The sequence below is a fragment of the Nocardia sp. NPDC020380 genome (assembly GCF_044386975.1).
In the GTDB taxonomy this organism is placed as follows: Bacteria; Actinomycetota; Actinomycetes; order Mycobacteriales; family Mycobacteriaceae; genus Nocardia.
Map to the genome: position 1 here is coordinate 481,230 of NZ_JBIRVQ010000008.1, position 21,602 is coordinate 502,831.

Genomic DNA, 21,602 nt, shown 5'->3' on the forward strand with positions numbered 1-21,602 from the left:
CACGCGGCGGCTCCGCGCTCTCCGGTCGCCCGCGCGTGCGAGACTGTTGCGGTGCGGTTGTATCGGGATCACGCTGTCGTGTTGCGGCAGCACAAGCTTGGCGAGGCGGACCGCATCGTCACGCTGCTGACCCGGCAGCACGGGCTGGTCCGTGCGGTCGCCAGGGGGGTGCGGCGGACCCGGTCCAAATTCGGGGCGCGTCTGGAACCGTTCGCTTACATCGATGTTCAGCTACATCCGGGGCGCAATCTCGACACCGTTACCCAGGTGCATACGGTGGAGACTTTCTCTGCTGACATCGTTGCCGACTACGGGCGCTACACGACCGCCTGTGCTGTCCTGGAGACGGCTGAACGCCTGGCTGGTGAGGAGGGCGCGCCCGCCCCTCGCTTGCACAGCCTTACCGCCGGCGCCCTTCGCGCCATTGCTCTCGGCCACCGGCCCCACGAACTCATCCTCGACGCATTCCTCTTGCGCGCCATGGGTTTCGCGGGCTGGGCTCCCGCCCTGGACGAATGCGCCCGCTGCGCTACTCCCGGTCCGCACCGCGCCTTCCATGTTTCTGCGGGCGGCGCGGTCTGCGTTCATTGCCGTCCGCCCGGCAGTGCGACGCCGATGCTGGGTGTCCTCGAGCATATGAGCGCTCTCAACCGCGGTGACTGGGCCGGGGTGGAAGCCATCCCGGAAACCATGCGCCGCCAAGCCACCGGCCTGATCGCCGCCCATCTCCAATGGCATCTGGAACGCCAACTCCGCACTCTCCCTTTGATCGAGCGCACCCGCCCCCACGAGGCGGTCGACCGCGCGGAAGCCATCCCCCTTGACCGGTCCGATTTTCCGCGTCCGGTCATCGCGTAGCGGGCCTTGCGCGAGCTCTCGGGGCCGGCCATGAGAGTCCCGGTCAGTGGGCGGGAAGAAGACGTCGGGATCAGTGAGATTCCATACAAGGGAAATGGCTGTTAGCTGGCCTAAAGTTCACGGCGTGATCGACTCTCGTGCTCGGAAGTCCTCGGGTGGCGTGGTGCGCCGCCTGCCGGTGGCGCTCGCCGCCGTCTCCGTTCTCGCCGCCGCCGCGACCGGTATTGCCGGGGCGCAGCCGGTGGTGCCGAGCCTGCCGTTCGGCGGGCTCTCGTACACCGTGCGGGTGCAGCAGCCGGGAATCGCGGCGGGGGACATCTTCTACACGTCGGGCGTGAGTGCGGCGGCGCTGGTGCCGGGGGTCGGTGCGGTGGCGAAGCTGCTACCCGGCGGGCAGCCGGCGAATGTCATTGCCGATCGGTCGGGGCGGGTGCTCGAGCAGTACACGCCGCCTGCGGGACAGGATGTTTCGAACTTCCGGACCCAGGTCTATCAAGGGCGGAAGGTGCTGACCTGGTGGCAGGGGAGCACGGTAGCGGGGCACGGGTCGGGCGTGGGGATCATCGCCGATGAGAACTTCAATGTGCTGGCCACGGTGGATCCGGGCGGCGCGGGCGCGGATGTGCACGAGTTCCGGCTGACGCCGGACGGGCATGCGCTGCTCACCTCGTATCCGGAGGTGAATGCCGATCTGACCGCCATCGGCGGGCCCAAGGACGGCAAGATGTTCGACACCGTCGCCATCGTGATGGATGTGGCGTCGGGTAAGGAGCTGTTCCGCTGGAGCGCGGCCGACCATGTGCCGCTGACCGATTCGGAGACGAACGGCAAGTTGAACGGCGACGTCTACGACCCATATCACATGAACTCGATCAGCCAGGACGCGTCGGGCAATCTGGTTATCTCCCTGCGTAATACGGCCACCGTCTACGACGTGGACCCGCACACCGGCGATATCAACTGGCAGCTCGGCGGCAAGAGCCCGACCATCGCCGCGGACCCGGGCATCGAGTTCGCCTTCCAGCACGACGCCGAGTTCACCGACGACTCCACCCTGCGCCTGTTCAACAACAACTCGGACGGTCTGGAATCGCGCGGCCCGTCCAGTGTCGAATGGATCCACGTCGACCCGGTCGCCAAGCGCGCGACCCTGGTCCGCAATCAGCAGCACCCGGACGGCCTGGTCAGCATGGCCATGGGCAATGCCCAGACCCTCCTCAACGGCGACACCTTCGTGAGCTGGGGCATGGTCCCCCGCCTATCCGAGTTCGATGCCCAGGGCAACCTGGTCTACGACGCCGCCCTCCCGTTCGGCTCCTACCGCGCCTACATCGACACCTGGCCGGTCTCCTGATCCACGAGTGGCACCTGAGCGCGGTGAATCCGGACAAGTTTCACTGCTCAGGTGCCACTCGGCGGCCAGGATGTGGGGGTTTCGTGGAGAGTCCAGTGGGCGGCGGCGGGGGCTGGGGCGCGTCGGGCAGGATGGGGGGCGTGATCGGTACTCGTAAGCCTTCCACTGACCTGCGCAGCGTGCGTCCCCCGTCGCCGCATCCGTCGGGCGCGACCCCGCCCGCCATTCCGGCGGAGTTCGTGCCCAGGCATGTGGCGCTGGTGATGGACGGGAACGGCCGCTGGGCGCAGGACCGCGGGCTGCCGCGCACCGCGGGCCACGAGCGCGGCGAGGCGGTGCTCATGGACACCGTCGAGGGCTGCATCGAGATGGGTGTGAAGTGGCTGTCGGCGTACGCGTTCTCCACCGAGAACTGGCGGCGCAGCCCGGACGAGGTGCGGTTCCTCATGGGCTTCAACCGTGATGTGATCCGCCGCCGACGCGACGAGATGAACGAAATGGGTGTGCGGGTGCGGTGGGCGGGTCGGCGACCGCGCCTGTGGCGCAGCGTGATCAAGGAATTGGAGGTCGCGGAGGAGCTGACCCGCGACAATACGGTGATGACCTTGACCATGTGCGTGAACTACGGCGGTCGCGCCGAGATCGCCGATGCCGCACGGGAAATCGCGCGCCGGGTGGCTGCCGGGGAGATCGACCCGGAGAAGGTGACCGAGGAGACCGTCGCCCGGTTCCTGGACGAGCCGGACATGCCGGACGTGGACCTGTTCCTGCGCCCGTCGGGCGAGTTGCGCACCTCGAACTTCCTGCTGTGGCAGGCGGCGTACGCGGAGTACGTCTTCCAGGACACGCTGTTCCCGGATTTCGATCGCCGCAATCTGTGGGATGCCTGCCTCGAATACGCCAAGCGGGATCGCCGCTTCGGAGGTGTGAAGTGACCGACGCCCCCACTCCCGCCGAGGAACTCCAGGCCCGGGCCCGCAATCTGCTGACCCGCTACGGCGTCGCCATCCGTGAGGAGGACGGCGGCCTCGGTTTCGAATACGAGGGCGCGCTGTGCTCGCTGCGCGGCGTGAATCTGGCGCCCGGCCTGGATGTGCTCGCGATGATGTGCATCCTGGCGTGGGATCGCCCGCTGAAACCGCAGTTGCACAAGCGGGTTGCCGAGCGCAATGCCGCCCTGCAGTTCGGCACCATCACGGTGGTCGGCCGGGAGAAGGAGGCGGATGTGATCATGCGCTACACCTTCCCGGCGGCGGGCCTGGAGGACGAGGCGCTGGCCACGATCATCCTGCTCGCCCTGTCGGGTGCGAGCCGGGCGCGTCAGGGGCTGCTGCCCTGAATCCGCTTGTGCGCGCGGCCGGTTCAGAGCGGCTGCGGCACGGGCCGGTAGTCCGGGAACAGTAGTTCGATGCCCCGGGCGAGGTCGTCCGGGTCGGTGTCGCCGAGGATGAGGTGCTGCAGGATGAAGCCCGGCAGCACTCCCATGAGCGCCTTGGCGACGGCGTCGGTGTCGGCATCGGCCGGGAGCCAGCCGGATTCGCGCATGCGCTGGGCGTATTCGTGCCAGAGGCGCCGGAAGCCGCCGATATTGGTGCGGACGTAGTCGGCGACATTGGGGTCGGTCAGTGCGAGCGCCCAGGCCTGCGGGACGAGCCGCATGGGGCCGTCGGCGCCGCTGAGCTTGACGACGGTCTCGCAGATGGTGCGGACGAGTTCGCCTGGGGCGGGTAGTGGTTCGCTGTAGACGGCCTCGCTGAGGGCGTCGCGTAGGTCGACGGTGGCCTCGGTGGTGAGGGCCGCGATGATGTCGTCCTTCGATCTGAAATACCGGTACACCGCCCCCGCGGAGAGTCCGGACTCCGCGAACACATCCTGCATCGTGGTGCCGTGCAGGCCTTTTCGTGCGAAACAACGCTGCGCGGCATCGAGAACCTGCTGCCGCCGTCTTTCCAGATGTTCCTCGCTGACTCTGGGCATGCCCTCAACCTAAAAACGAACATCCGTTCTAGACAAGCTGACAAGCGAGATGTCCCCGTTGTCCTCCTCGTCCGCCCGAGGGCTCCCAGTGCAGCAAAATTGGCCGCGCGCCACCGCGAGCGCGGGCGGCGCGCGGGGTAGTTGGGGGTTCGGGGGCGGAGCCCCGGCGCAGGGAGGTGGAGCCGCGAGTTACGAGAGTTGTTTCTTCCCGTTGGAGCAGGCGCTGCAGGTGCCGAAGATCTCCATGGTGTGGCTGATGTCGGTGAAGCCGTGTTCGGCGGCGATGCTGTCGGCCCAGGCTTCGACGGTGGGTCCCTCGACCTCGACGGTGCGCCCGCAGTGCCGGCAGACGAGGTGGTGGTGGTGTCCGGTGGAGCATTGCCGGTAGACGGATTCGCCGGTGTCGGTGCGCAGCACATCGACCAGTCCCGCGTCGGCCAGGGACTGCAGGGTGCGGTACACGGTGGTGAGGCCGATGCCTTCCCCGCGCTTGCGCAGTTCGTCGTGCAGTTCCTGGGCGGAGCGGAATTCGTCGATATCCGCCAGCAGCGCGGCGATGGCGCTGCGCTGGCGGGTACTCCGAACCCCGACCGTCTTCTCGGTTGTTCCCACGATCACCCTTCCTCGGCGTGTGCCACGGCGTCTATGACGATATGCGCCAGATGCTCGTCGACGAGTTCGTAGATGACCTCGCGCCCGGTGCGTTCCCCGCGGACGACGCCCGCGGACTTGAGGATCCGCAGGTGCTGGGAGATGAGCGGCTGGGTCACCCCGAGGGTGTCGACGAGTTCGTGCACGCAGCGCGGTGATTCGCGTAGTTGCAGCACGATGGCGATGCGCACGGGTGCGGCGAGGGCGCGCAGCAGTTCGCCCGCGGAGTCCAGAATGGTGCGTGGGGGCACCGCCGGTGGCATGGGCGACCGGTACGGGTACGGGTCGTGCGGGATGGCGGCCGGTGCTTCGGTCGCGACGTGCGAGCGCCGCAGGGGGGCACCGCTGTCCGTTGTCATGGGCCAACTCCTTATTGGAAACCGATTCCATTTTTGTATGCATGTGTGCGCATGTCAAATGCGGCTCGCCGAAGCTGTCGCGAATCCTCGCGGGAGCTTCGCCGCCGAACCCCCTCTTCGGCCACTGCGCGCCGCCGCGCCCGCGGCGGCGCGCAGTCATTTCCCTGTGCAGGGCATGGGGTGTAAATCGGCTGGCATCCGGCAGATAGGCTGGTATGAATCCTTGCAATCTTCCGGATACGGATGGAGAACTGTTCAGTGGCACCCAAGTCGAAGGTGGACACCGTCGCCAACCTCGCCAAGCGCCGGGGTCTGGTGTACCCGGCCGGTGAGATCTATGGCGGTACGAAATCGGCGTGGGATTACGGGCCGCTGGGAGTCGAGCTCAAGGAGAACATCAAGCGGCAGTGGTGGCGGTCCATGGTCACCAGCCGGGACGACGTGGTCGGCCTGGATTCGTCGATCATCCTGCCCCGTCAGGTGTGGGTGGCCTCGGGTCACGTCGCGGTGTTCAACGACCCGCTGGTGGAGTGCCTGAACTGCCACAAACGGCACCGGCAGGATCACCTGCAGGAGGCGTACGCGGAGAAGCACAAGATCGCGGACCCGGATTCGGTGTCCATGGATCTGATCGTGTGCCCGGACTGCGGCACGGTCGGTAAGTGGACCGAGCCCAAGGACTTCAACATGATGCTGAAGACCTACCTGGGCCCGATCGAGTCCGAAGAGGGCATGCACTACCTGCGCCCGGAGACCGCGCAGGGCATCTTCGTGAACTACAAGAACGTGGAGACCACCGCGCGCAAGAAGCCGCCGTTCGGCATCGCGCAGATCGGTAAGTCGTTCCGCAACGAGATCACGCCGGGCAACTTCATCTTCCGCACTCGTGAGTTCGAGCAGATGGAGATGGAGTTCTTCGTCAAGCCGGGTGAAGACGAGCAGTGGCATCAGTACTGGATCGACACTCGTATGGCCTGGTACACGGATCTCGGCATCGATCCGGAGAACCTGCGGCTGTACGAGCACCCGAAGGAGAAGCTCTCGCACTACTCCACGCGCACAGTGGATATCGAGTACCGCTTCCGCTTCCAGGGCTCCGAGTGGGGTGAGCTGGAGGGTGTCGCCAACCGCACGGACTTCGACCTGAAGACTCATTCCGAGCATTCGGGTACGGATCTGAGCTTCTTCGACCAGAACACGAACGAGCGCTTCGTGCCGTACGTGATCGAGCCGGCTGCGGGTCTGACCCGTTCGCTGATGGCCTTCCTGGTGGACGCGTACAACGAGGACGAGGCGCCGAATGCCAAGGGCGTCATGGAGAAGCGCACGGTGCTGCGCCTGGATCGGCGCCTGGCGCCGGTGAAGGCGGCGGTGCTGCCGCTGTCGCGGAACGCGGACCTGTCGCCGAAGGCGAAGGATCTGGCCGCGCAGCTGCGCCGGAACTGGAACGTCGAGTTCGACGATGCCGGCGCCATCGGCCGCCGCTACCGCCGGCAGGACGAGATCGGCACCCCGTTCTGCATCACGGTGGACTTCGACACGCTCGAGGATCATGCGGTGACGGTGCGTGAGCGGGATTCGATGGCGCAGGAGCGTATTGCGCTGGATCAGGTAGAGGGCTACTTGGCGCAGCGTCTCATCGGCGCATAAAGATCAAATTCTCAGAAAAGACCGGTCAATGCCTGACCGGTCTTTTCTTTATTCGGATGCCCACGAAATTTGGGGCATCTCAGGGGAATCGGGTACCCCACTACTCGTGTTAACGACCCATGACCAAGGCAGTATTTAAGGAGTATGGGTGGCGGCGCCCTTTGCCGTTGCCCGAGCATCCGAGGTGAGTCATGAGCGAGCGTGTTATAGGCCCCCGCTCGGGGCTGCAATGGGTCTCATTGGGGGATACCGGATCATCCTGCCCCGCCGCGAAATCGACGGTGGCGGCTTTTCGATCTTGGGCAGATTCCTTTCTGACCCAACCCAGCGACGAACTGGGCAGAGACGGGCCCGTGTGCCCGTATGTGAGGCCGTCGATCCGCAGGGACCTGCTCTGGTTGGCGCAGGTCCCTGCCATGGAACCACGGCCGATCTGGGTACGTGCGATCTTCCGTGACGCATTGGAGGTGTATCCCGAACTGCCTACGGGGAATGGCAGTTCCACCTCCGTGCTGCGCGCGATGATCACGGTGTTCCCCAATTTGAAGGATTATACGCTGATCGATGAGATACATGCGGAATTCAAGAGCAAGTTCGTGGAACGCGGCAGCATGTTCGGGCAATTTTATCCAGGCTGTGAACAACCTGGATTGTGGAACAAGGAATTCCGTCCGTTGGACGCACCACTACCCATGCTGGTGGTGCGCTCCATGATGACGACCGATTTCCCGTTCCTGCTCGACAATCCGGAATGGACGGACGCTTATGTGCGCAAGTTCGCACCGACGCTGCCCGCTCATGTCCGATCGATCATGGTGAGTCGCTTGACCTCTCGACCGGGCGCCTGGGTCCCGGCCTACGAGGTGCGGCCCGAAGACGAATGTTCCACCTCCACCAGGTAGGTCGCCATGACCCGTGAACTAGCGGCGGAACAGACCGCCACCGTTTTCCCGCTCTCGCCGGCGCAGCTGGGGATGTGGTATGCGCAGCAACTGGATCCGACCGTGCCACTGTCGGAAGCCCAGTACATCGAGATGCGCGGACCACTGGACATCGGCGCCCTGCGCCGGGCCGGACTGACCGCGGCACGCGAATTCGGTTCCGGTGTCCTGCGATTGGCGGAGATCGACGATCGGCCCTATCAGGTGGTCGACCCGAATCTCCAACCCACAGTGGGGTTCCTGGACTTCCGTGATCGACCCGATCCGGTGGCCGCCGCACTGGAGTGGATGCATGCGGATGTGGCCGAGCCGATCGACCTGCTCGGGTCACGAGCTGGTGTTTCTACGGTGATAAGGGTCGGGGAGTCCCATCACCTCTGGTACACCAGAGCTCACCACATTCTCATCGATGGGTTCGGTTCGGTGACCATGCTCTACCGGGTCGCCGAGCTCTACAACGCCGCGGTGCACGGGCATCAGGCGCCTCCCGGCACCGCGGCCTCGCTGTTGGAAGTGCACGAAGCGGAAATGGCGTACCGGGATTCCACCCGGTTCGCCGCCGATCGGCACTACTGGCACGAGGTGACCGCCGGCATGCCGGAGCGGTGCAGCCTGGTGGCTGCCACCGCTCCGGCGGCCGCGCTGGCCCGCGAAGCGCGCGCCCAGCTGCCCGCGGTGACGGCCGCACGCCTGGAGAGTGCGGCACGCCGATTCGACGCCAGCTCGGCGGTGGTGGTGATGGCGGCCATCGCGCTGTACTACGCGCGGCTGACCGCCACCGAGGGCGTGGTGATCAGCCTGCCCGTCTCCGGCCGCACCACCGCCGTGCTGCGGCGTTCGGGCGGAATGATCGCCAATGTGGTGCCGCTGCGTGTCCGCGTGCCGCGGGCGGGGCGGGTCGGCGAAGTGCTGGATGCCGTCCGGGTGGCGGCGTCCGGTGCGCTGCGGCATCAGCGGTGCCGGCACGAGGACATGCGCGGCGAACCGGGCGCCGCCGAGTCCGGCGTGCCCGACGCCGGCCGGGGCATCGTCGGGCCGGTCATCAACATCATGTTGTTCCCGACCGGAATCGATTTCGCCGGTGTGGAGTCCAGCCTGCACGTGCTGACCTCTGGGCCGATCGAGGATCTGTTCGTCAACTTCTACCAGCACGGCGCGGGCGCGCCCATCCATGTCGACTTCGCGGCGAATCCTCGCTTGTACGAGGAGGATTCGCTGGCCCGCCATCACCGCCGCTTCCTCGGCCTGCTGGAATCGCTGCTGTCGGCGGAAACGGATACCGCGGTAGCGGATCTGGAGTACATCACTGCCGATGAAAAGCCCCTGCTGGCAGGCGCACACGGCCCGCAGGCCCCGAAACCGCGCCTGCTGCAGGAAATTCTGCACGATGGCCTGCAAATCGCAGGTCACGAGGCAACCGCCGTGATCGCCGGGGACCGCCGGCTCACCTACGGTGAGCTGGACGCCGCATCGAACAGCCTCGCCCGGCGGCTGCTCGCCGCGGATATCGGCCCGGAATCGGCTGTGCTGCTGGCCCTCCCACGTTCGCCGGAAGCGATCATCGCCCTCTGGGCCGTGGCCAAGACCGGCGCGGCCTTCGTCCCACTGGGCACATCCATGCCCGCCGACCGAATGTCCCGCATCGCCACCGAATGCGACGCTCGCCTCGGCCTGCACCTCGCGCGAGCGGACGCGAACCTGCCCGATTCCGTGCGCTGGCTCCCGCTCGACGACCTCTGGCCGGTCTCGACCGCTTACGACGCGGCGCACGGACCGGGCGCGGACCGGGAACCTGGCGCAGAACGGGGTTATGGCGCGGACCGAGAACCTGGCGTCGATGGGAAGCCCGGGGGCACTCGGGGTCTCGTGTCGGATGTGCCGCTGGCCGCGGATGAGTTACTCGGGACGGTGCGGGCCGGGAATCCGGCGTACATCGTGTTCACGTCGGGATCGACCGGGGTGCCGAAGGGGGTCGTGGTCCCTCATGCGGGGCTGGCGGGTTTGGCTGCGGCGGTGGTCGATTCGTATGGGGTCGATCGCCGGTCGCGGGTGCTGCAGTGTTTGAATCCGAGTTTCGATGCGTCGGTGCTGGAGTGGCTGCAGGCGTTCGCAGCGGGGGCGACTCTTGTGGTGGCCGAGGGGGATCCGGTGCTGGGGCCGGAATTGGCGGCGCTGGTCCGGGGATTCGAGATTACGCAGGTGTGTTCCACGCCTGCCGTGCTGTCGACTCTGGAGCCGGATGCGCTGGACGGTGTCCGGGCGGTGTCCTCCGGCGGGGAGCCGACACCGCCGGATATCGTGGCGCGCTTCGGGACCGGGCGTGATCTGCTGAACTCGTACGGGCCCAGTGAGGCCACCGTGGCGGTCACGTATACGCGTGGCCTGGTGCCGGGGGAGAATGCCGGGCTCGGGGAACCTATTCCGGGCGCGGGCATGCTGGTGCTGGATCGATGGCTGCGGCCGGTGCCTGCGGGCGTCGCGGGGGAGCTGTATGTGACCGGGCCGGGGGTGGCGCGTGGCTATGTGGGCCGCCCTGGGCTGACGGCCGAGCGGTTCGTGCCGGCGCTGGATGGTGCGCCGGGCAGTCGCATGTATCGCACCGGAGATCTGGTGCGGTGGACCATGTCCGAGGGCAAGGCAGTGCTCGAATACGTCGGCCGCGGTGACTTCCAGGTGAAGCTGCGCGGCATGCGGATCGAACTGGGCGAGATCGATGCGGCTCTGGACGCGCATCCGGCCGTGGAGATCGCGGTGACGATCGCACGTCCCACAGCTACCGGCGGTTCCATGCTGGCGGCGTACGTGGTCCCGCATTCCGGTGTCCGCGTCAGTGAGGCCGAACTGCTGGAGCACGCCGCACACCGCCTGCCGCCGTACATGGTGCCGGCCACGGTGACCGTGCTCGGTGCGCTCCCGCTCACCTCGAATGGCAAGGTGGATCGCCGCGCCCTGCCGGAACCGGTTGCCCCGCAGCCGATGCAGCGCCGCACCGCGTCCACCGAGACGGAACGCATTCTCTGCACCCTCTTCGCCGAGATCCTCGGCACCGCCGAAGTCGACCCGGACACGTCCTTCTTCGCCCTCGGCGGCGATTCGATCATGGCCGTCACGCTGGTGTCCCGCGCCCGCGCCGCCGGCCTGGTGTTCTCCGCCCGCGAGGTCTTCGAACACCGCACCCCGGCAGCCTTGGCGGCCACGGTCATCCGCGTCGAGGATCGCCTTGCCCGCCTGCCGGAACTCCCCGGCGGCGGCCTGGGCCGTCTCCCGTTGACCCCGATCGCTTCTTGGCTGCTCGCCCGCCCGGGCTGGGAGCATTTCGCTCAGTCCATGGTGGTCGCGCTGCCGATGGGCATCGAGCCCGAGTTCCTGGCCCGCACCGTGCAGGCCCTGCTCGATCGCCACGACATGCTTCGCGCCCGCGTGGTCGACACCGACCACGGCCCCGAACTCGAAGTCCCGCCCCCACATCGCACCGATGCCGCCGACTCGATCGCTCGAATCGACTGGCCTGTCATCGGTATCGCGCCGGTGGATCGCGGCCCGGACGATCCCGAGCCGGTTCCGCCCGTGGGCAGACCGGCCCAGGCGGCGAACGGCTCCGCTGGGGAGACGTCCGCACCGGATCGTGAGCCGGTGGATTCCGAACTGGCCGCCGCGGTGGCGCGGCTGGATCCGCGCGCGGGCAGGATGGTCGCGCTGACCTGGCTGGACCGCGGTCCCGCGACGCGCGGCTATCTGCTGATCGCCGTGCATCATCTGGCGTGTGACGCGGTGTCGTGGCGAATTCTGCTGCCCGACTTGATGTCCGCGTGGGCGCAGGCCGCGGCGGGGACGACGCCGAGTCTGCAGGAGACCGGGACATCCGTGCGCACCTGGGCGCATGCGCTCGGGGCGCTGGCCGATCCGGTGGGCGCGGCTGCGGGCGAGGCCGGTTCGCCGGACCTTTCCGATGCGCCGGCGCGAGGAAGTGCCGCGACGGCGTCGGAGTCGGCCGCCGCAATCCACGGCGACGATCCGGCCGCATCGTGCCCGGCGCGGGAGGACGATCTGGCCGCATCGCTCCTGGTGCGAGACGACGATCCGGACGCATCATGCCTGGTGCGAGACGACGGTCCGGACGCATCGTGGCCGGTGCGGGAAGGCGATGCGGACGCGGTGTGGCCGACGCGTGAATTGGGTTACTGGCGGGAGATTTTGGCTGCCGATCCGCTGCTGGGGGTGCGGCGGCTGGATCCGTGGGTGGATACCGAGGCGACTGCGGGGCGGTTCGAGATCGCGGTGCCTCGCGCGGCGTCCGGGTTGCTGGCCGGGCGGGTGGCGGCGGCGTACCGGTGCGGGGTGGAGGATGCGTTGCTGGCCGCACTGGCGCTCGCGCTCGCGCGCTGGCGGGCCGGTCGGGGGGAGGACCGGGCCGGGAGTGCCGTGGTGGCTGTCGAGCGGCACGGGCGCGATGAGGCGGCGGTACCGGGCGCGGATCTGTCGCGGACGGTGGGCTGGTTCACCGCGCAGGTGCCGGTGCGGATCGGGCCGGTCGCTGCGCACACCGTGGCGGACGGGGAGTCGCCCGCGGTCGGCGCACTGAAAGTGGTGAAGGAGCAGCTGCGCCGGGTGCCGCGCGGCGGGTTCGGGTATGGGCTGCTGCGGTATCTGAATCCTGGTGCGGCGGCGGGATTGGCCGCGATGCCGGAGCCGCAGGTGGGGTTCAACTATCTCGGGCAGGTGCCGGATACGGTGGCCGAGGGGGATTGGCTGCCGGTGTCCATGGCGGATCGGCTGGGCGGGCATGCGGATCCGGAGTTTCCGCTGTCTGCGGTGGTCTCGGTGGATGCCGTGCTGCTGGAATCCGAACAGGGGCAGTCGATTCGGGTCGTGTGGCGGTTCGCGTCCGGTGTGATCGATCGCTCCGAGGTGGAATTGCTGGCGCGGGAGTGGGTTTCGGCCGCGGTCGAGATCGCGGAGCAGGCGGGCGCGCATTCGACCGGCGGGTTCACGCCCAGTGATCTGGCGCTGCTCTCCACTACGCAGAGCGAGATCGACGAGTGGGAGCGGGAATACGTCAGCCTGGCCGACGTGTGGCCGTTGACGCCGTTGCAGCGGGGCCTGCTCTTCCAGTCGCAGCTGTCCGCGGGTGGCCCGGACGGCTATTCGGTGCAGGCTGTCATCGACGTATCGGCGGATCTCGACGTAGTGCGCCTGACCGCTGCCGCCGAGGCACTGGTGCGCCGGCATGACGTGCTGCGCGCCGGATTCGTGCAATCCGGTGATCGGGCCGTGCAGGTGATCGCCGCGAATGTCCTGGTGCCGTGCACGTATCGTGAAGCCTTCGGCGCGACCGACGCCGAACTCGACGAGTTGGCAGCGGCCGAGCTGCGGGCCCCGTTCGCCGTGGATACGCCGCCGCTGATCCGTTTCCTGTGCATTGCGCTGGGACGGAATCGCTTCCGGTTGGTCATCACCAACCATCACCTGATTCTCGACGGCTGGTCTATGCCGTTACTGCTGGCAGATCTCGTCGCACTGTACGAAACCGGTGGTGATGTCAGTGGTTTCGCGTCGCCGGTCTCGTTCCGCGGTTATCTGGAGTGGCTGTCGCAGCGCGATGTGCCGCGAGCGCGAGCGGCGTGGTCCGATGCGCTGACGGGTCTGGACGGTCCGACCCTCGTCGCCCCGTCGGCGCCGCGTGCGGACGCGCCCATGACCCCGGTCGCGCATGAGGTCCCGCTGCCTGCTGGTTTCGCCGACCGGCTGCGCGCGGCGGCCGCCGAATACCAGGTCACCATGAACACCATGGTGCAGGTGGCCTGGGCGATGGTGTTGTCCGAGCTGACCGGCTCGGCCGACATCGTCTTCGGCGCAACGGTTTCCGGTCGCCCGCCGGAGGTTCGCGGTGCCGAGTACATGATCGGCATGATGGTCAATACCGTCCCGGTGCGGATCACCCTGCATCCGGGCGAACCGGTGGCCGACCTGCTGGCCCGCGTGCAATCCGAGCAGGCGGCCTTGGCCGAACACCAGTTCCTCGGCCTGGATGAAATCCACGCCGGTACGGGTCTGGGCCCGCTCTTCGATACGGCGACTGTCTTCGAGTCCTACCCGGTCGATGCCGCGGCGCTCACCGAGGCGAGCAGCCGGGTGGAGCTGTCCATCACCGGGCTCACCACCCATGACGGCACCCACTACCCGCTTTCCCTGGCGGCGTACACCGCGGACGGTCTCCGGCTGGAGCTGACTCGCTCGCCGCGCTATATCGATGCGGAACAGGCAGATTCGATCGCTCACAGTCTGGCGCATTTCCTGGCGGTCATCACCGCCGACCCGAAACGGCGCACGGCCGAGCTCTACAGCCCCGACCCGCTGGACGCCCCGTCGATCCGATCCGGGCTCGAGGGCCATGTGGTCCGTCTACTGCCTGACCTGCTGTCCGCCGAGGGAATCGCGGCCGCAACGGCGGTGCTGTTCGCGGATGGAACCAATCAAAGCCTGACCTATGGCGAGCTGGATGCGCTGTCGAATCGGTTGGCGCGCTTGCTGATCGACGCTGGTGCCGAGCCCGAGCGGGCGGTGCTGGTAGCTCTGCCGCGGTCGGTGGCCGGGATCGTGGCGGTGTGGGCGATAGCCAAGACCGGGGCGGCGTTCGTGCCGGTCGATACCGCTCAACCCGCAGCGCGGACTGCGAGCATCGCCACGGAATCCAATGCGGTGCTGGGTATTACCGGCATCGAGGTCGAGGGCCTGCCCAGCGGGACGGATTACTCGGCCGTGGTCGAATGGATCCTGCTCGATGATCCGGCCACCATCGTTTCGGCCGAGCGGTTCTCCGATGCGCCGGTGACCGATGCCGATCGGCTCGCACCCTTGCGGCCAGGCAATGCCGCGTACATCGTGTTCACGTCGGGGTCGACGGGCACACCCAAAGGTGTCGTGGTCAGTCATGCCGGTCTCGCGAATATGGTCGCGGGGACGGCCGACAGTGGCCGCATGGATCGTGACGCCCGCGTCGCGCACTGCCTGAATCCGGCGTTCGATGCCGCGATCCTGGTGTGGCTGTCCACTTTCGCGGCCGGCGGCACGCTGGTTCTCACGCCGCCTGAGGCGAATGCGGGAGCCGAGCTGGCGGCCGCACTCGCGGCGGGTGCGGCCACCCATCTGGTCTGCACGCCCGGCATGCTGGGCGCCTTGAACGCGGGTGATCTGCGCGGGGTAGGTTCCATCCTCCTCGGTGGTGAGGTCTGCCCGCCCGCGCTCGTCACCCGGCTGGGTGCCGGTCGGCGGCTGGTGAATTCTTATGGCCCTGCCGAAACCACTGTCGCGACGGGTCACGGCGGACCGATGACGCCGGATACCGCCGGGTTGATCAGCACGCCGGTGCCCGGGACCACCCTGCTGGTGCTGGATGCCTGGCTGCGACCGGTTCCGGTCGGCGCGGTCGGTGAGCTGTATGTGCGGGGCCCGGGCCTGGCGCGCGGATACGCCGGTCGCGCAGCGCTTTCCGCGGTGCGGTTCGTTGCCGACCCCTTCGCGGCGGGGGAGCGGATGTATCGCACCGGTGATCTGATGCGTTGTACGCTTGCCGGATTCGAATATGTCGGGCGGGACGACTTCCAGGTGAAGATCCGCGGCATTCGCGTCGAGCCCGGTGAGGTCGATGCGGTGCTGTTGACTCATCCGGCGGTGGAGTCGGCTGTGACGGTGGCACATCGCGCGCCTACCGGCGCCATGGCGTTGTACTCGTACGTGGCATTGTCGCCGGACACAGGCACAGTCCCGGCGAGCGATCTGGTTGCGTGGGCGACCGCATGGCTGCCGCGCTATCTCGTTCCGTCGGGTATTCGGGTACTGCCCGAGCTGCCGCGGACTCGCAGCGGCAAGATCGATGTGCGTGCGCTTCCGGAACCCGAGGTGGCGCAGGTGGAATACGTCGATCCGGTCGGTGTCGAGGTGTTGATCGCGGCGACCTATTCCGAGCTCCTCGGGCAGCGGGTCGGCGCGCGCGATGACTTCTTCGCCCTCGGCGGTGATTCGCTCATCGCGGCCAGGGCGGCGGCGCGATTGTCCGCGGAGCTGAGTGTTTCGGTGCCCGTGCGGGTGCTGTTCGAGGCGCCTGTGGTCGCGGACCTGGCGCGCCGGCTGGCGACGTCGGAGGCGGATTCCTTCGGCCCGGCCTTGCTGCCCGTGCTGCGGCCCGAGACGATTCCGCTGTCGCCCGCGCAGCAGCGCATGTGGTTCGTGAACCGCTACGATCCCGCGTCCCCTGCCTACAATGTGCCTGTCGCACTGCGGCTTTCGGGAAGCCTCGATCTGGATGCGCTGCGGCTGGCCTTGCATGATGTCCTCGATCGGCACGAGACGCTGCGGACGATGTATCCGGATATCGACGGTGTCGGCACGCAGCGGATCCTCACGGCCGACGAGGTGGTCCTCGACCTCACGCCGGTTCCGGTCGGCCCGGACACGCTGACCGAGGCCGTCGCCCGGACCGTGCTGGAAGGTTTCGATGTGACGGCCGGAGTGCCCTTGCGGTTGCGGCTGTTCCGCGTCGAAGCCGACGAGCATGTGATCGTGCTCGTGGCGCACCACATTGCCACGGACGGTTTCTCCATGGCCCCGCTCACCCGGGATGTGGCCGCCGCATACGCGACTCGGGCGGCCGGACTGTCCCCGGTGTGGGAGCCGCTGCCGGTGCAGTACGCGGATTACGCCTTGTGGCAGCACGATCGACTCGGCGCCGAGGACGATCCGGAGTCGCTGCTCGCCCACCAGATCGACTACTGGTCGCACACACTGGCCGGTGCACCCGATCTCCTCGAGCTGCCCACCGACCGTCCCCGCCCGGCGCGGGCCTCGCATCGGGCGGCGGAATGCCGCGCACGCGTGGACGGCTCGCTCACGGCCGCGATCGACGATCTGGCCCGGGAACACCACGCGACCCCGTTCATGGTGATACACGCCGCGCTGGCGGTGCTGCTGGCCCGGCTGAGCGGCAGCGCGGACGTGGTGGTCGGCACCCCGGTCGCCGGTCGCGGCGTTCGCGAGCTGGACGATCTCGTGGGCATGTTCGTGAACACGTTGGTGCTGCGCACCGGCGTCCGGCCGGCCGAGGGTTTCGGTGCTCTGCTGGACCGGCTCCGCGATACCGACCTGGCGGCCTTCGACCGGGCCGATGTCCCGTTCGAGCGGCTGGTCGAGGTGTTGTCCCCGCCGCGTTCGGCGGCGCGGCATCCGCTGGTGCAGGTCATGCTGGTGTTCCAGAACCTGGCGCTGCCGGAACTGCAACTGCCGGATCTCACCGTCAGCCCGCTGGACCTGCCGCAGACCAACAGTCGTTTCGACCTGAGCCTCACGCTGATCGGTGACGGCGACGGCATGGAACTGCGCTGCTGCTACGCCACCGATCTGTTCGACGAATCCAGCATGGCGGTCTTCACCGATCGCCTGCTGCGCCTGCTCGCGGATGTCACCGCGCGCCCGGCGCGACCGGTCGGCAATATCGACCTGCTCACCGGCAGTGAGCGCGAGCGACTGGGGGCCGCTCCCACGCCCGCTGCCGAACCCCGCATGCTCGCCGAGCTCATGGCGGACGCGGTGGCCGCCAACCCTGACGCGGAAGCCGTGGTCTGCGCGGACCGCCGCCTCACCTATCGGGAGCTCGACGCTCGCGCCGAGTATCTGGCCCGCCGCCTCCGGGAGGCGGGTGCGGGCCCGGAAACGCTGGTGGCCGTGGGTATTCCACGCTCGATCGAATCAGTGCTCGCGGTGTGGGCGATCACCCGCACCGGCGCGGCCTTCGTCCCGATCGACCCGGCGTACCCACCGGACCGGATCGCCCGGATCGTCGAGGTTTCCGGTGTCACCCTTGGATTGACCGTTTCGGCGCACCGCGACCGCCTGCCCAGCGCGGTGCGGTGGTGGTCTCTGGATGAATCAGCAGCCGAAGGCAGCCATTTCACCGGCGATGGTCATGATGCGCCGACGTCCGACGTCGCGCGGGGGCCGGTCGGCTCGCATCCCGAGCAGCCTGCGTACGTGATCTTCACATCCGGGTCGACCGGTGCGCCGAAGGGCGTGGTGGTGACTCATGCGGGGCTGGCGAATCTGGCTGTGGCACAGCGGGAACGCAATGATGTCGGTGCGGAGTCGCGGGTGCTGCACGTGGCCTCGCCGAGTTTCGATGCCTCGGTCCTGGAGTTGGTGACAGCGGTGGGGGCGGCGGCCACACTGGTGGTCGCGCCGCCGACGGTCTTCGCGGGGCCGGAGCTGGCGGAACTGCTGGCGCGGGAGCGGGTTTCGCATATCGCGATCACGCCGTCCGCGCTGTCCACGGTGGATCCGGCTGGTATGAAGTCGGTGCGGGCGATCGTCACCGGTGGTGAACCCTGCCCGCCGGAGCTGGTCACCGCGTGGAATGCGGAGGGCCGGAGGCACTTCAACGATTACGGCCCGACCGAGACGACGGTGTGGGCCACCGGCTCCGCGCCATTGCAGCCCGGTGCGCCGATCACCATCGGCACACCCGCGCCCGGTATGCGGGCACTGGTACTGGACGAGAGATTGCTCCCCGTGCCGGATGGTGTGGTCGGTGAGCTGTATCTGGCGGGTATCGGGCTGGCCCGCGGCTACTTCGGCCGGGTCGACCTGACGGGTGCGCGGTTCGTGGCCGACCCTTATGGAACACCTGGTCAGAGAATGTATCGCACCGGTGATCTGGTGCGCCGGCGGGACGGGAACCTGGAATACCTGGGCCGCACCGATACTCAGGTGAAGCTGCGCGGTCTGCGGATCGAGCTCGGCGATGTGGAGGCGGCGCTGACCGCCGATCCGGCGGTTGCCCGTGCGGTCGCGATCGTCCGTGCGGACGGGCGCGGGGGGATGCTGGTGGGTTATGCGGTGCCGGCACCGGGTGCCGAACTGCGACCTGCCGAGTTGAAGAGGGCTGCGGCGCAGCGTCTTCCGTCCTACATGGTGCCGTCCGCGATCGTGGTGCTGGAGGACCTGCCGCGCACCGCCAACGGCAAACTCGACCTCGACGCCCTGCCCGCACCGCAGCCGGTCGCGGGTGAGCAACGAGAGCCGGACGGTCCGGTCGAAACCGCTGTCGCGGCGGCCTTCGCCGAGGTGCTGAGCATCGATCAGGTGTGGCGGGACGATGACTTCTTTGCCCTGGGCGGCAATTCGCTCATCGCGACCCGCGTGGTGGCGCGGCTCGGCGCGGCGCTGGATACCGCGGTACCGGTGCGAGCACTGTTCGACGCGCCCACGGTGGCCGATCTCGCCGCCCTGATCGCCTCGGGTGAGGCCGCCGATCGTCCCCGGCCGGGACCGCGTCCGCGACCGGAGCGGATTCCACTGTCCGCGGCACAGCAGCGCATGTGGTTCCTCAACCGCTACGACCCGGACTCGGCCGTCTACAACATTCCCGGCGCCTTCGATATCGAAGGGACGCTGGATATTCCGGCCTTGCGTGCGGCCATCGATGATGTGGTGGCACGGCACGAGACGCTGCGCACCATCTATCCGGTTGGGCCGGAAGGAATTCCGTATCAGGAGATCCTCCCGGCTGCGAAGGGCTCCGCATCTGTCATCGAAATGACGGTCGCGCCGGACGATATCGCTGAGGCGCTGATCGCTCAGCTGTCCTGCGGGTTCGACGTCACTCGCGAGACCCCGCTCCGGATCTGCATCCTGCACGTTTCGCCGGAGCGCACGGTGCTGGCCATGGCGGTGCACCACATCGCCGCCGACGGCTGGTCCATGGCGCCGCTGGCCCGGGATGTGCTGTACGCCTACGCCGCTCGCACCTCCGGTGTGGAGCCGGTGTGGACCCCGCTCCCGCTGCAGTACGCCGACTATGCCCTGTGGCAGCGTGAATTGCTCGGCTCCGAGACGGATCCGGACAGCCGGGTCAGCCGCCAGCTCGACTTCTGGCGTACCGCCCTCGACGGTCTGCCGCAGGTGCACAGCCTGCCGACCGATCGCCCGCGGCCCGAGATCCCGTCCGGCGTCGGCGACCGCATCGAATTCACTGTTCCGGCCATGATTCACGACAGATTGCAGCTGTTGGCGCGCAGTCACGGAACGACCCCGTTCATGGTGGCGCACGCGGCGCTGGCGGTCCTGCTGGCTCGCCTGTCCGATGACCCGGATATCGCCCTCGGTTCCGTCATCGCCGGTCGCGGTGACGGCGAATTCGATGACCTGGTCGGCATGTTCGTCAATACCGTGGTGCTGCGCGCGCCCATCGATCCCGCGGTCGGCTTCGCCGCGACTCTCGATGCGGTGCGGCAGTCGGATCTGGCCGTCTACGGCAATCTGGATCTGCCGTTCGAACGTCTGGTGGAGGTGCTCGCTCCGGTCCGGTCGACCGCGCAGCACCCGCTGTTCCAGGTGCTGCTCGCCTTCCAGAACCTGCCACTGGGCCGAACGTCCTTGCCGGGCTTGAAGATTCGCCCGATGGAGGCGCCCGCGCCGGGCGCCAAGTTCGATCTCGAATGGATGCTGGCCGAGCAGTTCGGTGCGGCGGGTGAACCGGCGGGCATCACGGCCTCGCTGACCTTCGCCACCGACCTGTTCGATCGTGCCACCGCGCAGGCCATGGCCGATGGGTTCCTCGGCCTGCTGGCTGCGGTGACATCGGATCCAGAGGCCCCGGTCGGTGAGATCGAAGTCGCGAGCGGTGATTCGAGCGATCCACTGCGGGTCCTTCACGTGAAGACCCACGATGGACCGACCGCCATCCCGGCAACCCATGGTGCAGCCGCTCCCGTCCGCCGCGCCTACCGCGCCCCGCGCACGGAGACCGAACGGACTCTCACCGCGGCCTTCGAAACGGTGCTGGACACCCCGCGTATCGGTGTGGACGACAACTTCTTCGAGATCGGCGGCAACTCCATGGCGGCCGTCCGGCTGGTCACCCTGGTGCGTGAGCAGACCGGTATCCCCATGCCGGTGCAATGGATGTTCCTGGATCCGACTCCCGCGGCCCTGGCGGTGCGGCTCACCGAGACCGCCGAACAGCCGGAGATCGATCCGTCCATGCGCGTGCTGCTGCCCATGCGTCCGGGCGGCGGCGAGCCGGGACTCTTCTGCATCCATCCGGCCATCGGATTGGCCTGGTGCTACGGCGGATTGGTGCAGTACATCGACCCGTCGCGGCCGATCCACGGACTGCAGTCGCCGGGCGTCACCGATGGCGGTACCACGGATCGCACCGTGCGCGATCTGGCGGTCCGGTACCTCGAGGAGATCCGGCGCGTCCAGCCGCAGGGCCCGTATCACCTGCTGGGTTATTCGGCGGGCGGTCCCATCGCGCATGCCGTCGCGGTCGAGTTGCGCCGGCGCGGTGAGCCGGTGCCGTCGCTGATCATGCTGGATTCCCGTGCGGGCGTGGAGATTCCCGCGGACGGTGCGATTCCGCCGCTGTCCATGCTGCTGGCGGAGTTCGGCGGGGTCGATGTCCCGCCGGAGCTCGAGCACCTCACGCCGGAGCAGGCGGCGCAGCTGCTGGATGGTGTCGGGGTGTCGTTCACGGCGACCGAACTGGGCCATCTGTACAGCGATCTGCAGCATCTACTGCGGCAGATCACCGAGCACGAGCCCGAGGTGTTCGATGGTGATCTGCTGTTCTTCGCCGCGGCCTACAACCCGGATCCGGTACCGAATGTCAGTACCTGGCGGTCCTATATCGGGGGCGCCATTCATGACATCCCACTCCCGTTCGGCCACAACGAGATGATCACCGCGGAGGCGCTCACCCGGATCGGACCGCTGGTGAACGACTATCTGGCCCGCGGCGACGCGTGAGCGGAGGGGGTGCGA

The 21,602-nt window shown here is 67.9% G+C and carries 10 protein-coding genes; 7 read left to right on the top strand and 3 right to left on the bottom strand.

What is annotated here, in order from left to right:
• Positions 1 to 51: 51 nt before the first annotated feature.
• The 4 genes from recO (at position 52) to ACH438_RS24710 (ending at position 3,551) form a co-directional block, all read left to right on the top strand.
• Complete coding sequence (recO, locus tag ACH438_RS24695) at positions 52 to 858, top strand: DNA repair protein RecO (RefSeq protein ID WP_397009050.1); 807 nt, start codon at positions 52 to 54, stop codon at positions 856 to 858.
• Positions 859 to 982: 124 nt separating this feature from the next.
• Positions 983 to 2,212: an arylsulfotransferase family protein gene (locus ACH438_RS24700; protein ID WP_397009052.1), complete on the top strand. Its 1,230-nt coding sequence runs from the start codon at positions 983 to 985 to the stop codon at positions 2,210 to 2,212.
• 131 nt (positions 2,213 to 2,343) lie between these two features.
• On the top strand, positions 2,344 to 3,147 hold the full coding sequence (locus tag ACH438_RS24705) for an isoprenyl transferase (RefSeq protein WP_397009176.1): 804 nt from the start codon (positions 2,344 to 2,346) through the stop codon (positions 3,145 to 3,147).
• On the top strand, positions 3,144 to 3,551 hold the full coding sequence (locus tag ACH438_RS24710) for a hypothetical protein (RefSeq protein WP_397009054.1): 408 nt from the start codon (positions 3,144 to 3,146) through the stop codon (positions 3,549 to 3,551). The genes ACH438_RS24705 and ACH438_RS24710 overlap by 4 nt, the downstream gene beginning before the upstream one ends.
• Positions 3,552 to 3,574: 23 nt before the next feature.
• Here ACH438_RS24710 and ACH438_RS24715 read toward each other — a convergent pair whose 3' ends face one another.
• From ACH438_RS24715 to ACH438_RS24725, 3 genes are all read right to left on the bottom strand, one after another.
• A complete protein-coding gene (locus tag ACH438_RS24715) occupies positions 3,575 to 4,189 on the bottom strand; it encodes a TetR/AcrR family transcriptional regulator (protein ID WP_397009056.1) in 615 nt (204 codons plus the stop codon).
• 189 nt (positions 4,190 to 4,378) lie between these two features.
• Complete coding sequence (locus ACH438_RS24720) at positions 4,379 to 4,801, bottom strand: Fur family transcriptional regulator (protein WP_397009058.1); 423 nt, start codon at positions 4,799 to 4,801, stop codon at positions 4,379 to 4,381.
• Between the two features lie 2 nt (positions 4,802 to 4,803).
• Positions 4,804 to 5,103 carry an ArsR/SmtB family transcription factor gene (locus tag ACH438_RS24725; protein WP_397009178.1) on the bottom strand — a complete coding sequence of 100 codons (300 nt, stop codon included), beginning with the start codon at positions 5,101 to 5,103 and terminating at the stop codon, positions 4,804 to 4,806.
• A gap of 354 nt (positions 5,104 to 5,457) precedes the next feature.
• On the opposite strand from ACH438_RS24725, the gene ACH438_RS24730 reads away from it, so the two are divergent.
• From ACH438_RS24730 to ACH438_RS24740, 3 genes are all read left to right on the top strand, one after another.
• Positions 5,458 to 6,849, top strand: a complete 1,392-nt coding sequence (locus ACH438_RS24730; RefSeq protein ID WP_397009060.1) for a glycine--tRNA ligase — start codon at positions 5,458 to 5,460, stop codon at positions 6,847 to 6,849.
• Positions 6,850 to 7,040: 191 nt separating this feature from the next.
• Positions 7,041 to 7,751: a DUF6875 domain-containing protein gene (locus ACH438_RS24735; protein ID WP_397009062.1), complete on the top strand. Its 711-nt coding sequence runs from the start codon at positions 7,041 to 7,043 to the stop codon at positions 7,749 to 7,751.
• Positions 7,752 to 7,757: 6 nt separating this feature from the next.
• Entirely contained in the window at positions 7,758 to 21,587 is a 13,830-nt protein-coding gene (locus ACH438_RS24740; RefSeq protein WP_397009064.1) for an amino acid adenylation domain-containing protein, read from the top strand.
• Positions 21,588 to 21,602 lie beyond the last annotated feature (15 nt).